The sequence below is a fragment of the Mycolicibacterium palauense genome, from assembly GCF_002592005.1.
Classification (GTDB): Bacteria; Actinomycetota; Actinomycetes; order Mycobacteriales; family Mycobacteriaceae; genus Mycobacterium; species Mycobacterium palauense.
In genome coordinates this window covers 1-13,534 of sequence record NZ_NVQF01000119.1, presented here as the reverse complement: position 1 = coordinate 13,534, position 13,534 = coordinate 1, and the positions used below count along the sequence as shown (strand labels likewise).

The 13,534-nt window shown below is 68.9% G+C and carries 10 protein-coding genes and 1 tRNA gene; 4 read left to right on the top strand and 7 right to left on the bottom strand.

What is annotated here, in order from left to right; genetic code table 11:
• Positions 1-45 precede the first annotated feature (45 nt).
• From CSR00_RS27475 to CSR00_RS27460, 4 genes are all read right to left on the bottom strand, one after another.
• The gene (locus CSR00_RS27475) at positions 46-2,358 is read right to left on the bottom strand and encodes a hydantoinase B/oxoprolinase family protein (protein WP_099025555.1); all 2,313 of its coding nucleotides are present in this window, start codon (positions 2,356-2,358) and stop codon (positions 46-48) included.
• A gap of 56 nt (positions 2,359-2,414) precedes the next feature.
• Complete coding sequence (locus CSR00_RS27470) at positions 2,415-4,544, bottom strand: hydantoinase/oxoprolinase family protein (RefSeq protein WP_099025554.1); 2,130 nt, start codon at positions 4,542-4,544, stop codon at positions 2,415-2,417.
• A 28-nt stretch (positions 4,545-4,572) separates the two neighbouring features.
• On the bottom strand, positions 4,573-5,001 hold the full coding sequence (locus CSR00_RS27465; protein ID WP_099025553.1) for an acetone carboxylase subunit gamma: 429 nt from the start codon (positions 4,999-5,001) through the stop codon (positions 4,573-4,575).
• A gap of 75 nt (positions 5,002-5,076) precedes the next feature.
• Entirely contained in the window at positions 5,077-7,014 is a 1,938-nt protein-coding gene (locus CSR00_RS27460) for a hydantoinase/oxoprolinase family protein (protein ID WP_099025552.1), read from the bottom strand.
• Between the two features lie 230 nt (positions 7,015-7,244).
• On the opposite strand from CSR00_RS27460, the gene CSR00_RS27455 reads away from it, so the two are divergent.
• Positions 7,245-9,158: a sigma-54-dependent Fis family transcriptional regulator gene (locus tag CSR00_RS27455; RefSeq protein ID WP_099025551.1), complete on the top strand. Its 1,914-nt coding sequence runs from the start codon at positions 7,245-7,247 to the stop codon at positions 9,156-9,158.
• Between the two features lie 136 nt (positions 9,159-9,294).
• On the top strand, positions 9,295-10,470 hold the full coding sequence (locus tag CSR00_RS27450) for a thiolase domain-containing protein (protein WP_328514777.1): 1,176 nt from the start codon (positions 9,295-9,297) through the stop codon (positions 10,468-10,470).
• On the opposite strand, the gene CSR00_RS27445 is transcribed toward CSR00_RS27450, so the two are convergent.
• Positions 10,446-11,102: a TetR/AcrR family transcriptional regulator gene (locus CSR00_RS27445; protein ID WP_099025550.1), complete on the bottom strand. Its 657-nt coding sequence runs from the start codon at positions 11,100-11,102 to the stop codon at positions 10,446-10,448. The genes CSR00_RS27450 and CSR00_RS27445 overlap by 25 nt on opposite strands.
• A 92-nt stretch (positions 11,103-11,194) precedes the next feature.
• Between CSR00_RS27445 and CSR00_RS27440 the strand changes: the two genes are divergently transcribed.
• The gene (locus CSR00_RS27440) at positions 11,195-12,097 is read left to right on the top strand and encodes a haloalkane dehalogenase (RefSeq protein WP_099025549.1); all 903 of its coding nucleotides are present in this window, start codon (positions 11,195-11,197) and stop codon (positions 12,095-12,097) included.
• A 53-nt stretch (positions 12,098-12,150) separates the two neighbouring features.
• On the opposite strand, the gene CSR00_RS27435 is transcribed toward CSR00_RS27440, so the two are convergent.
• Together CSR00_RS27435 and CSR00_RS27430 are read right to left on the bottom strand one after the other, a co-directional pair.
• Complete coding sequence (locus CSR00_RS27435) at positions 12,151-12,504, bottom strand: DUF3817 domain-containing protein (protein ID WP_099025548.1); 354 nt, start codon at positions 12,502-12,504, stop codon at positions 12,151-12,153.
• On the bottom strand, positions 12,501-12,899 hold the full coding sequence (locus tag CSR00_RS27430) for a hypothetical protein (RefSeq protein WP_099025547.1): 399 nt from the start codon (positions 12,897-12,899) through the stop codon (positions 12,501-12,503). Before CSR00_RS27430 ends, CSR00_RS27435 begins: the two co-directional genes overlap by 4 nt.
• Positions 12,900-13,007: 108 nt before the next feature.
• On the opposite strand from CSR00_RS27430, the gene CSR00_RS27425 reads away from it, so the two are divergent.
• Positions 13,008-13,089: transfer RNA gene (locus CSR00_RS27425), tRNA-Leu, on the top strand.
• Positions 13,090-13,534: the final 445 nt, after the last annotated feature.

The following is a 13,534-nucleotide window of genomic DNA, read 5'->3' as shown; positions in this document are numbered from 1 at the left end:
GGCCCCCGTCGGGGGGAGGAATGGGGGCCGCCCCCGCGGGGGAGGTCAGGCCAGCCGGGCCACGTTCTCGCCGTGCTTGTCTTCCAGCTCGGCGATGCGGGCCTCCAACTTGGCGATCTTGACCTCGCGTCGGTCGGGCACCATGACGATCGGCAGCTCGTCGAGCGGCGCCACCACGCGCTCGGGGCCGTCGATGGAGTACACGGTGGCCATGATCTCGTCGTTGTCGCAGGACCAGGTGCCCCAGGAGCCGTAGTACGCCAGGTCCTTCGGCGGCTCGGGCTTGACGAACTCCTCGCAGAACTCGGCGAAGGGCTTCCCGCGCTGCAGACGCGCCGTACGCGCCTCGGCCCGGGCCTGCTCGGTAGCGGCCGCGTCGAGCCGGAACGTCGCCGGGTCGTAGCGCACCCCGAAGACGTCCTCGGCCACCTTCTGGCTGATCCGGCCCAGCTCGGCGTCACGCACCACCGACTCGGGCAGCCGCTCCAGCGGGTCACCGTAGCCGCCGCCGGCACCCTGGCTGATCATGTACAGCTCACCGTCCTTGGCGAGGTCGAACTGCAGGCCCATGTGGTAGGTCGAGTAGCGCCCGTCCGGGAAGGGCCGTTCGTTCATCACCTTCTCCATGGACAGGTCGAATTTCGTGTTGTCGGCGCGGAAGTGCTCGTAGACGTTGGTGCCCTTGACCATCGCCAGCGGGTAGGTGCCGCAGCCGTAGCCGCCGTACATGCCGTAGATCGAGGAGAACTTCGCGCCGGAGGTCACCGTCATGAAACCCCACTGGGGTGTGCCCTCGGCGGCGACGATCATCTCGTAGCCCATGCCGCCGTTGAACTTGCCGAACCCCATGTTGTCGCGGACCAGGCGCTTGGCGACGAGCTGCATGAACGGCACCTCCTCCTCCATCACCTCCTGCTCGGCGGTGTCGGCCATGGCGCAGAACAGCGGGGACACCGCGTCCTCACCGTCGCGGAAGGGTTTCGCCCCACCGGGCATCCCGTTCAGGTCGGCGCACAGGTTGCCGACCATGTCGCCGTGCTGGGTGATCCCGCCCCACAGGAAGGTGTTGATCTGGTTGAACCAGTTGGCCACCACGTTGCTGTACTTGTGCGGGGTGGAGAACGACATCCGGCTGTAGAGCGCCTGCATGCAGGAGAATCCGCGGAAGGACGCCTGCAGCGACTGCCCCATCGGGGCGTCGTAGGAGGCGTCGGCCCAGGTTCCCTCGTCGGAGATGATCTCGATGCAGCTCATCGCCGCCGTGCAGCGCGGCAGATCCGGCCACCAGAACGCCAGGATCGCCTGCATCATCATCGATTTCACCGAGCACAGCGGCGAGTTGATGGCCCGGTTGAGGATCTCGGGGCCGGTGCCGCGCAGGTCGACGGTCATCGTGTCGCCCTTGACGGTGATCGTGCAGGCGAACTTGATGAGGATGTTCTCCTTGAGGGTGCTGTCCATGAACTGGTCGAACCGGTAGGTGCCGTCGGGCAGCTCGGCGATCCGGCGGCGCACCTCGACGTCGACGTCCTCCACGGTGGTGCGCAGCGCCGCGACGAAGGTGTCGACACCGACCTCGTCGATCACCTTGTCGATGCGGTCCATGATCTTGCGTACCGCGGTGATCTTGACCTTCAGGTCGGCCAGCTGCAGTTTGGGGTCACGCACCGAATGCTGCAGGAACGTCAGCAGGTCCCGGCGAAGATGACCGCGCTCGACGATCTTGAACGGGCTCATCCGCAGCCCGTCGTCGAAGGCGGTTTCCGAGCCCGACGGCATCCCGCCGGGCTCGCAGGCGCCGTTCTCGCCCTCGTGGATGGTGGCGGCCACCCAGGCGATGATCTCGCCGTCGCGGATGATCGGCATGATCATCGACTGGTCGGTGTTGTGCACGTTGCCGAACCGTGCGTCGTTGTGGATGAAGCCGTCGCCCTCGTGCACACCGACGGTCGGTTCGTCCTTCCAGTACTTGTTGATGTAGCGGATCGGGTGGTGCAGGATCGCGCTGAACGCGATGACCCCGTGGCACGACAGGTAGGACACGTCGCCGGCGGCGGTGTAGATCGCCGTGGTCAGGTCACCCCACTTGGCGCCGGGGGCCGCGCCCTGGGCCTCGCACATCTCGTAGCCCTCGTCCAGGGCGCCGGCGATCCGCTTGCGGATCCGCTCCACCTGCAGCCGGTCCACCCCGGCGGCGATGGCGACCTCCTCGTGCATCGTGCGGTCGGAGATGCTGTGACTGCGCATGATTTCGGGGTCCGGGCCCAGAAACAGCGTGGTCTCGTCCATGAACTTGTCCACCCACTGGCGCTCCTCGTCGGTGAGCTTGCCCACGGGGCGTTCGTTGACTGCGGTCATTGTCTGTCGTCCTCACATCTCGGCTGTACGGCTTGTCGGGGTTGTCGGGTATTCGGTCAGTCCTGCAGGAACCACACCGCCCCCTGCACCGTGGGTTCCAGTCGCCAGCCGGGCTCGACCAGGAAGGTGGTGTTCTCGGTGGTGACGATCGCCGGACCGGTGATCACACGGTCGGCCGCCAGCGCGTCCTGGCCGTAGACCGGGGTGTCGACCGGGTCGTCGATGCCGATGAAGTGCACCTGGCGGGTGCCCGCCGGTGTCGGCGCGGTGCGTGTTCCACCGTGTTCGAGCGAGTCGAAGTTGACGACGTCGCCGTCGACGTAGGAGGCCACACGCACCGTGTTGCAGCGGATCCCGGCCTCCGGAGCGGCCGAGGCCGCGCCGAAGCGGTGGCTGTAGACGTCGCCGAAGGTCTTGATGATGTCGAGGACCTCCTTGACCCCGTTGATGCGGTGGATGTCCGACAACGCAACCGCCTGCGTCAACAGCTGATTGCCGTAACGCATGTCCAGCTCCAGCCGGTACCGGACGTCGTCGCCGGAGAAGCCCTGGCGCACGAGGTCTTCACGGCCACGCGCCTCCAGTTCCTCGACGACGGCGTTGAACTCGTCGTAGTCGGCGTAGAGCGCGCGGGTGGTGGCGTTGTACATGGTGACGTGCACCCCGCGCTCGTGGAAGTGCAGCTGTCGCATGTTGCCCGCGCCGCAGGCGGAGAACACCGAGGAGAACGGCGGCGCCAGTACGCGTTTGATGCCGGCGTGGCGGGCGATGCCGCAGGCGTGCAGCGGACCGTTGCCGCCGTAGGCCAGCATGGTGAAGTCCTCGGGCAGGTAGCCGCGGACCCGCAGTTCCTTGCCGATCCCGATCGCCATCTGCTCGTCCACCCCGTCCTTGATCACCCGGGCCACCTCCAGGGGATCCATGTCGAGGGGGTCGCACAGGTCCTCCTCGATGGCGAACATCGAGCGTTTGGGGTTGAGCTTGATGTATCCGTTGGCGTAGTTGTCCGGGTCGAGGTAGCCCAGCAGCAGGTCGGCGTCGGTGACGGTGGGGCGCAGACCACCGCGGTCGTAGCAGGCCGGCCCGGGGTTGGAGCCGGCCGACTTCGGGCCGATCTTGACCGAGTTGTGGATGCGGTCGTAGCTGGCGATGGACCCGCCGCCGGCCCCCAGGGTGTCCAGGTGCACCATCGGGACCGACACCAGCCAGCGGTCGATGGTGGGCAGGAAGTCGTAGTGCTTGACCCCGCCCTCGGGCACCAGCCCGATGTCGAACGAGGTTCCGCCCATATCGGTGGAGATGACGTGGCCGATACCGGTTTCGTTCGAAAGATGTTCGGCCGCACCGACACCGGCGATCGGACCGGAATGGATGGTCTGCAGTGCGTCGGTGGAGTTCATCTGGGCCATGCCACCGGAGTTGTGGATGACCAGCATCGGCCTGTCGTAGCCGAAGTCACGCAGGTTGCTCGACAGCTGCGCCAGGGCGTGGAACATGATCTCGTGCAGGTAGGCGTCGATGATCGTCGAGGTGGCCCGCACGTATTCGCCCTTGCGCCCGGACACCTGATGGCCCAGCAGCACCGGAATGGCACCGAGCTCGTGCGGCGGGAACTCGTCGAGCAGGATCTCCTGGATCGCCAGTTCGTGCTCGGGGTTCTCGGTGGCGTTGACCAGCGAGACGACGAGGGCCTCCGCGCCCGCGTCCACCAGCTCGCGAACCACGGTGCGCACATCGTCGGGGTTGATTCGGGCGACCACCTTGCCGGCCGAATTCACCCTTTCCTTGACCGAGCGGATCATCGCCCGCGACACCAGCGGCTCGGGGCGTTCGGCGGCCGGAAGGTTCTGCTGCATACCGTAGTCGAGGCCCTCGCCGTAGCCGCGGCCCCGCGACAGCGGGATGGTGTCCTCGAAGCCGTGGGTGACGATCGCACCGACCCGGGGCCCGTTGCGTTCGATCAGCGCGTTGGTCCCCAGGGTGGTGGCGTAGCGCACCGAGTCCACCTCGGAGAGCACCGTGGAACGGTCCAGCCCGGCCCGCTTGCAGGCCAGGTCGAGTGCGTCGTTGAAGCCGATCGCGAGGTTGTGATGGGTGGTGAGCGCCTTGGCGTCGACGTAGATGTCGTCCCAGACGAAGAAGCAGTCGGTGAACGTGCCACCGATGTCGACTGAAATGCGTTTCATGTCTTCGGATCTCCAGGTTTGGTCGGGGTCAGCGAATGTGGCCGATGGCCTTGAGGGCGGCGGTGTACTTCTGGGCGTCCTCGCCGGGGCCGTAGACGTGCACGGCCTCGGCGTCGACGCCGCGGTCCTCCCACTGCTTACGCAGGGCGGCGACGTCGATCAGGATGTCGACCGACGGCGGATGCCCGGGCGGGAGGTATTCGCATTCGATCTGGGTGCCGCAGCCCGGGCAGTAGTACTCCAGGATCCGGCAGTAGGTCGGATCGGGGCTGAACGTGTACTCGTAGCGCTGCGGATCGAGGATCGGCTGGTGGATCTCGCTGGGGTCCCGGTCGTAGACCAGGGTGCCGGGCTTGTAGTTGTCGTGTGCCGAACCCATGTCGTGGGAGCAGACCCGGCACACCCACCGTTCGGTGTCGAGGTCGATGACGAGGTATTCGGTCATGGGGACTCGCATGGCAAGTCCTCCTTTCTGGGGAATGGTCGGGCGGTGGTGGCGGCTGTGGTGTTGTGGTGGGAGTCGGGGGCCGGGTCAGGCCGTCGGGGCGGTGTCGGTGAACAGCAGGTCCCCGGCGCGGGTGACGCGGAACGTCCAGCCCGCGAGGACCCGCGCGGTGAAGAAGGGGCCCTCGATGATCGCGGGCCCGTCGCCGCAGTGGCCGGGGCTCATCTCGTCGAGGACATGGACGGGCACGTCGACGGACCCGGGGTCTACGCCGTCGGCGGCCGAGCGGACCGCGCGGTGTCCCGCCGACGGCGCCGGGCTGGGGTCGACCGCGGTGTCCGGGGCCAGTTCGGGGTGGGGAAGTGCCGCGGTGGCGGTCAGCTCGAGCGACACCACGTGGCCGGGGTAGTCGACCTCGTCGCCGGGTTCGTAGGGCAGCCGCGACACCGGTGCGTCGCCCTCGGGCTTGTCCACCAGCAACCGCCAGGACGTGTCACAGTCGTCCAGGGAGTACCCCTCCTGGAACATGTCCCGCTCGGCCCGGGCGCGCAGGGCCTCGTGCGCGGCCCTTGCCGCCCGGGCCGAGGGCTCGGCGACGATGACCTCGTAGGTCTTGCCGATATCGGAGAACGAGATCCCGAACGCGGAGAACACCGCCGCGGTGCGTGGCACCAGCACCTGCCGTACGCCGGCGAGCCGGGCGGCGCCCACCGCGCTCATCGGGCCGGCGCCGCCGAAGGCCAACAGGGTGGTGTCGGCGGTGACCAGATGCGCGAACGAGGCGGCCAGCGCCTGGAAGAAGGCGTGCTCCATCCGGATCAGCGCCTCCTCCAGGGAGATGCCCAGCGGTGTGGCGATGGTGTCGGTGATGACCGCCTTCGAGCGGCTCGGATCGAGGGTGAACGTGCCGTCGAGGTAGGTGTCGGCGTCGAGGACCCCCAGCAGCAGGTTGACGTCGGTGATGGTGGCCTGCTTGCCGCCGAAGCCGAAGCACGCCGGCCCGGGGGCAGCCCCCACCGACTGCGGTCCGACGGTGATCTCCCCGTCGACCAGCTGGATCACCGAGGAGCCGCCGACGCCGGCGGAGACGACCTCGCTCATCGGGTAGGAGATGTGCACACCCTCGATGGCGCCGACGTCGGCCACGCTCACCGCGCCGTCCTCGACCACACCGACGTCGGTGGTGGTCCCGCCGATGTCCATCATGAGCGCGTGCGGCAGCCCGTACATCGTGGCCAGTGCCGCGGTGCCCTCCAGTCCGCCCCGTGGCCCCGAGGAGTAGGTCTTGAGCGCGATGGACTTCGCCACCCGCGACGACGCCCCGTCGTTGCGGTAGACCAGCAGCGGGTTGAGCACCTTGTAGTCCTGCAGGCGCCGCTCGGCGGCGTAGAGGAACCGTTCCATGGTGGGGTGCAGGAACGAGTTGAGCACACAGGACCAGACCCGCCGGGTGTCGTCGCGGTCACTGGCCAGGTCCCAGCTGTAGATGAAGGGCACCGAGCCCAGCAGGTGGCGGGGGAACTTGCGCAGCAGCACATGGCGCAGCCGGCGTTCCTGGTCGGGGTCGGCGGCCGCCACGACCACCCGGGCGGCGCCAAGCGTGGTCAACCGGTTGACGCTCTGCACCGCCTCGAACTCGAAGTCGGTGTCGTCGAGGCCGGGGTCGAGGGTCAGCAGGCGGTCGCCCACCAGGTCGTCGAACAGCTTCTGCCCGGCGGAGCCGTTGCGCAGCTCCGATTCCAGCCCCGGCATCGAGGTGAGGATGCCGATCATCGGGCCCCGCCGTTCCACCAGGGCGTTGGTTCCCTGGGTGGTGGAGTAGCGGATGTGCTCGGTGGCGTGCAGCAGGCGTGTGGTGTCGGTCGCGCCGTAGCGCGCCGCGGAGGCCTTCTCGATGCCGGCGAACAGGCACTCCGAGAGGTCGTGCGGGGTGGTCAGCGTCTTGGTGAAGGTGAAGGCGTTGCCGTCCCAGACGCACACGTCGGTCAGCGTGCCGCCGTTGTCGATGTTGATGAGGGTGTCCATGCCGCTCCTACCGCTCCGTTCGTGAATGCGTGTCCCGTGAATGCGTGTCCCGTCGCCGGGGGGTGTGCTTTGCACCACACCGCTGGTCAACACGTTGCCGACGTCTCACCGGTTCGGGGTGTCCCAAGATGGGACACTCGAGGCCTTGGCTGTGACGCAGGTCTCGGCTCACACTGGAGGTGCTCGTCACCAGCCCACGAACGACCAGCCCACGAACCAGGGAGCCGTCCATGCCCAACAGCGCCGCGCGGATGCTGCGGGTCGCGGCCGCCCGCGCGGACTTCCTCGAATACGGGGGATCCGGGGCCGCCGGCGTGTCCGACGTGGTCGCCGCCTCCTGGGAGCGCAGCCAGGCCGCCGGGGTGGACGTCTCGCACCCGCACAGTGAGTTCACCGAGGAGATCGACACCACCTCGCTGCTGGTGCGTTCGGCGCGGCCGGTGCTGCAGCAGCTCGAGGTCGACACCGCCGACATGCCGATGGTGATCGCGTTGACCGACAACAACGCGCGGGTGGTGCAGCGCATCGACAGCTCGGCCGCGGTCGCCCGGCTGCTCGACCGGGTGCAGCTGGCACCCGGGTTCGACTACTCGGAGTCCACGATGGGCACCAACGGGATCGGCACCGTCTTCGAGGCGGGACAGCCGATCAGCGTGGTGGGCCCGGAACACTTCAGCGAGAACCTGCACATGTTCGCCTGCACCGGCGCCCCGGTGATCGACCCGATCAGCGGACGGGTCGAGGGTGTCCTCGACATCTCGTCGCTGTCGGATGCGTGGAGCCCCCTGATGCACACCCTGGCCAAGAGTGCCGCCCGCGACATCAGCCACAACCTGTTGCTCGACCGTGGGCAGTCGCAGCGTGCCCTGTTCGACACCTATCTGAGGGTGACCACCCGGGCGCCGCGGCAGCCGGTGTTCGCATTCGGCGAATCCGTGTTCATCGCCAACCCGTCGGCCCAGCTGATGTTCGATGCCGACGAACAGCGGCTGCTGCGTGAACACGCGACCTTCCTGATGGCGCACAAGGACCGGGTCAGCGACACGCTGGAGCTGCCGGGCGGGGACCGGCTGGTGCACATCCGTGGCACCCGGATCCTGGCCGGATCCGAGGTGGCGGGCATGGTGGTGATCGCCGATCTGGTTCCGGCGCGCCGGCTGGGCTCACCGGGTGACTTCAGCGAGCACCGGCTGCCGCAGGTCGCGGTCGCCACGCTGCACACCTCCGAGATCGTCGACGGGCTGCTGCGTTCGCGTGATTCGCTCGCGGGCGGCACCACCCCGGCATGGGTGCGGGCATGCTCGGAACTGCGGCAGGCGCTGCAGGCCGCCCAGCCCGCCCTGGTGGTCGGCGAAAGCGGCGTCGGGAAGTTCACGCTGGTGGCCGCGCTGTTTCACAGCGTCTACCCCGGTGGCCGCAGCATCTCGGTGGACGCGACGCAGCTCGGGGTGGAGGGCCCACCGTCGGATCTCGGGACGCTGCTCGGCGGCTCCGGGGAACCGACGCTGCACATCATCCGGGACATCGATCAGGCCAGCACCGACGGGGTCGAACGGCTGGAGGCGTACTTCACCGCGGTGGAGGCCCTGGACGGCCCGGCGTGGATCGTGGCGACCGCCTCGGACTCCCCGTCGACCTGGGACACGGACAGGGACACGATCACGGCCGCCGGTCCGGACCAACCGTTCGGCTCATCGGAATCCGATCTGCCGTTCCGGGAACTGCTCCACCACTTCGAGGTGTCGATCACGGTGCCGCCGTTGCGCTTCCGCACCGACGATCTACCGCCCATCACCTCGGCGCTGCTGCGCGGAATCGCCCCCGGACGCAACATCCGGATCAGCCCCGAGGCACAACGTCTCATCGCGCGCTACTCCTGGCCCCGCAACATCGCGCAGCTGCGCGAGGCGTTGGTCCACGCGTTGCGCCGCCGGCCGGTCGGCGAGATCCAGGAGGCCGACCTGCCCGGCTACTGCCAGACGGTGGCCCGGCGCGTGCTGACCCCCCTGGAGATCGCCGAACGCGACGCCATCGTCGCCGCCCTGCAGGACAACAACGGCAACAGGCTGGTCGCGGCCGCCCAGCTGGGAATGGCGCGCTCCAGCCTGTACCGCAAGCTCAAGACCTACGGAATCACGGTCTGACCCGGGGGACTGTCCGAAGATGGGACAGGGCGCGGTGCCGGCACGCGGCTAGGGTCGCCGGGTAGCCGATTCGCCGGTACCGCAACGGTATCGGCCGCTGTCGGCCCCAGTGACCCCGTGACCAGGAGGCCCCACCGTGACCCCGCTGTCCGCATCGTCCGTCGGCATCGTCGGCGTCGCCCACAGTCAGTTCGGCAAGCTGGAGAACGAGACCGTCGAGAGCCTGGTCGCGCAGGTCACCGTCGAGGCGATCAAGGACGCCGGCATCGAACCCCGCGACGTCGACGAGGTGTTCGTCTCGCAGTTCAACAGCGGGCTGACCCCGTTCGCGTTCCCGTCGTCGCTTCCGCTGAGCGCGGAGTCCGGGCTGTGGGGACGTCCGATGACCCGGGTCGAGAACGCCTGCGCCTCCGGGTCGGCCGCCGTGCACCAGGGTCTGCGCTCGATCCTGTCCGGGCTGGCCGACACGGTCCTGGTGGTGGGGGTCGAGAAGATGACCCACGCCGGAGGTGCGCAGGTGGCCCGGGCCCTGCTGGGTGCCGACCCGGTGCTCGCCGGCACCGACGCCCCGGGCGGCTTCGCCGGTGTGTTCGCCGAGGTCGCACGCCAGTACCGGGACCGCTACGACGCCGGGGCCTGGCTGGGCGACGTGCTCGCGAGCATCGCGGCCAAGAACCACCGCAACGGCTGTGCCAACCCCTGGGCGCAGCTGCGCAAGGACCTGGGGTTCGAGTTCTGCTCGACGGTCTCCGACCGCAATCCCGTTGTCGCCGAGCCGCTGCGGCGCACCGACTGCTCGCTGGTCAGCGACGGCGCGGCCGCGCTGGTGCTGCGCCGTGACGCCGACGGGGCGTTGGCCCACGTCCTCGGCTTCGGGCATGCCAACGACAATCTGGAGAACGACCGGCGCGACGTGCTCGAGTTCGCCGGCGGGCGCCGGGCCGTGCGGACCGCGCTCGAGATGGCCGGTGTCGGCGTCGAGGACCTGTCGTTCGCCGAGGTCCACGACTGCTTCACCATCGCGGAGCTGATCTGCTACGAGATGCTGGATCTGACCCCGCGCGGTCAGGGGCGGCGGGCGATCGAGGAGGGCTGGGTGCTGCCCGGAGGCAGGCTTCCGGTCAACGTCTCCGGCGGGCTCAAGTCGAAGGGCCATCCCGTCGGCGCCACGGGGGTGTCCCAGCACGTGATGGCGGCGCTACAGCTCAGCGGCCGCGCCGGACAGATGCAGCTGGCCGACCCCGGTGTGGGATTGGTGCACAACATGGGCGGGCTCGCCGTCGCCAACTATGTGACCGTGCTGGGCGGCTGAGTGGGCGGGGTGTCGGCCGGATAGGTGTCGGCCGGATAGCTATCGACCAGATAGGTATCGAGGAAGCCGCGCAGTGCCGGCTCCAGGCCGGACACTCCGGCGTTGTTGAGCTTGGCGAGCAGGATGACGCCCTGGTACTGCGCGAGCAGCGCGGCGGCCAGCTCGTCCGGATCGGTGCCGGCACGCAGCGCGCCGGCCTCGGCGGCGTCGCGGCAGGTGGCCGCCAGGTGCCGGTGCATGGCGCCCAGGGTCTCGGCCAGGTGTGCCCGCAGGTCGTCGTCGGTGGTCGACAGTTCGGCCGCCAGGTTGCCGAACGGGCAGCCCACGGCCCTGCCGAACTGGGCCTCCAGCCCCGCCTGGATGGTGCCGATGGCCCGGGGGATCGCGTGGAGGCGCTGCACCGGCGACGCGTCCGCCGACCCGGTCAGCTGCCGGGCGAACGCTTGGGCGTGCAGGTCGACCACCGCCTTGGCGAGCTCGGACTTCGACGAGAAGTAGTGGTAGAAGCTGCCCTTGCGCACGTCGGCGGCCGTGCACAGCTCGTCGACGCCGACGGCCTGGTAGCTGCGCTCCAGGAACAGGCGCGCCGCCGTGGTGACGATGCGCTGGCGGGCGTCGGAGGTTCGGGGCACCGTCCCACGATATTTGATAGTTGACCGGTCGGTCAACTATGGCTAGCGTGGCGGCCGAACCCCCTGCCGCCGCGATCTGGAGAACCCCCGCCATGACGACACCGACCCGCGAGGTCTTCCGGACCCCCGACCACCGCTTCGAGAACCTGCCCGGCTACGACTTCGCCCCCCGCTACACTGAGGTCGACGGCCTGCGGATGCACTACCTCGACGAGGGCCCCGCCGACGGGCGCCCGGTGGTGTGCTTCCACGGGGAGCCCACCTGGGCCTACCTCTACCGCAGGATGATCGACCCGCTGGTGGCCGCCGGGCACCGGGTGGTGGTGCCCGACTATGCGGGCTTCGGCCGCTCCGACAAGCCCACCGACCGTCGCTGGTACACCTACGACCGGCACAGCGAACTGGTCGGGCGGGTGCTGGGGTCCCTGGATCTGCACGACGCGGTGGTGGTGGTGCAGGACTGGGGCGGCCCGATCGGCCTGCGCTGGGCGGTGGAGAACGCCGACCGCGTCGGCGGGCTGGCGATCCTCAACACCGGCCTGTTCACCGGTCGGGTGTCCAAGGGGTTCATGGCCTGGCGCGATTTCGCCGAGAAGAACCCGGATCTGCCGGTCGGGTTCGTGATCCAGGGTGCGACGGCCACCGAGCTGCCCGAGGAGATCGTGGCCGCCTATGACGCGCCCTTTCCCACCGTGGAGTCCAAGGCCGGCGCCGCGCAGTTTCCGCTGCTGGTGCCGCTGAGCGAGGATGCGCCGGGAGCCGAGGTGATGAGTGGTGTGGCCGACGAGCTGTCGCGGTGGACCAAGCCGGCGCTGGTGGCCTTCTCCGACTCCGACCCGATCTTCCCGTACCCGCGTGCCGGGCAGACCTTCTGCGATCTGATCCCGAGCGTCACCGATCAGGTGTGCATCGAGGGCGCCTCACACTTCCTGCAGGAGGACCGGGGGGAACGCATCGCCCGGGAGATCCTGACCCACCTCGCGCCGAAACCGTAACTTGTGTACGCAAAACGCGGGTGGGCGCGGCAGAACCTGCAGTCTCGGCGGGTCTAGAGCCCGAACTGGGCCCTGAGCCTGCCGGTCTGGAAGTGCTCGACGATGATGCCGAGCAGCGGGATGGTGCCGGCGATGAGCACCCCGACGGTCTTGCCGATCGGCCAGCGCACCTTGACCGCGAGGTTGGCGGTGCACAGCAGGTACACGAAGTACACCCAGCCGTGCACGATGCCGATCCAGCTCAGCGAGTCGTCGCCGAACCCGTACTTCATCACCATCTCGTAGCACAGCGCGATCAACCACAGGCCGGTCGCCCAGGCCATCACCCGGTAGGCCAGCAGGGCCGAGCGGATCTTGTCGATGGGCGCGGCGCCGGCCGGTGCGGCGGGGGATTCGGGCGCGGTCATGCGGTGGTCCTGTCCTGTTTGTCTTTGCGGGCCAGTTCGGCGAGGTAGGCGTTGTACTGCTGCAGGTCGGCGTCGGCGTCGGGGACGGTGTCGGCCGGGCGCGCGGCGGGACGTTCGGGCAGAAGACCCTCGGGAATCTCCGTCGGCCCGTCGGCGCGGTCCGCCGCCGAGGCCCCTGCGGACTCCGGTGCCGACTCCAGGCGCACGAACTTGCGGTAGGCGTAGACACAGAATCCCGCGAAGAACGGCCACTGCAGCGCATAGCCCAGGTTCTGGAACGTGCCGGCGGCCGATTCGAACCGGGTCCACTGCCACCAGCCCAGCGCCAGGCAGCCCGAGGCGGCGATGATCACCAGGGCGATCAGCGGCCATCTCCGACGGCGTGTAGTGGACACCCTTCGACGGTACCGCTTCGCGGGGTACGGCAGGAATCGAGGCGGCCCGGTGCCCGACGGTTCGCTGGGGTCCCGGCGGCCCCGAAGGGTAGGCTGTGGTCGCTTCACGCGCGAGTGGCGGAACTGGTAGACGCGCTGGATTTAGGTTCCAGTGTCTTAGGACGTGGGGGTTCGAGTCCCCCCTTGCGCACCCCCGGGCGTCCGGCGCGATCACCGGTGATGCCGGCCCCGTCGCCGCGCGGACCGGTCGAACACCGGACGGTTGCGCGCCGGATTCGTCAAAGACGCTGCCGCAGCGGATGTTTGCCTTCGGGCGGTGTCGGTGAGTGCCCTCCGTGGCATCCGGCGCCGATCGGACCGGGTACCGGCCCGGCGCATTCACCGGTCGCGCGCGCCTCGACTTTCCGCGCGTTCGCGAGGAGGCCGGCCCGACCTGGCGCTACACTCCAGGCGACGTCTGTCATGCCAGGGTTGGTCTGCGCACCGCACTGAGTTTGAGGCTCCCCACTGATCCGCCCCGGCGTGTCGGGAGGTTCTCTTATCTGAGTGCCTCCTCGGTCTGAGGGTGCCGCTGGCGATGGTAGTAGAGCGCTTCAGCCCGGTCCGGCGTCAGGTCCTGGCAGTAGCCGTTGGGC

Coding starts and splice junctions, on each gene's coding strand:
- CSR00_RS27475 (WP_099025555.1), bottom strand. CDS start 2,358: ATGACCGCAGTCAACGAACGCCCCGTGGGCAAGCTCACCGACGAGGAG.
- CSR00_RS27470 (WP_099025554.1), bottom strand. CDS start 4,544: ATGAAACGCATTTCAGTCGACATCGGTGGCACGTTCACCGACTGCTTC.
- CSR00_RS27465 (WP_099025553.1), bottom strand. CDS start 5,001: ATGCGAGTCCCCATGACCGAATACCTCGTCATCGACCTCGACACCGAA.
- CSR00_RS27460 (WP_099025552.1), bottom strand. CDS start 7,014: ATGGACACCCTCATCAACATCGACAACGGCGGCACGCTGACCGACGTG.
- CSR00_RS27455 (WP_099025551.1), top strand. CDS start 7,245: ATGCCCAACAGCGCCGCGCGGATGCTGCGGGTCGCGGCCGCCCGCGCG.
- CSR00_RS27440 (WP_099025549.1), top strand. CDS start 11,195: ATGACGACACCGACCCGCGAGGTCTTCCGGACCCCCGACCACCGCTTC.
- CSR00_RS27435 (WP_099025548.1), bottom strand. CDS start 12,504: ATGACCGCGCCCGAATCCCCCGCCGCACCGGCCGGCGCCGCGCCCATC.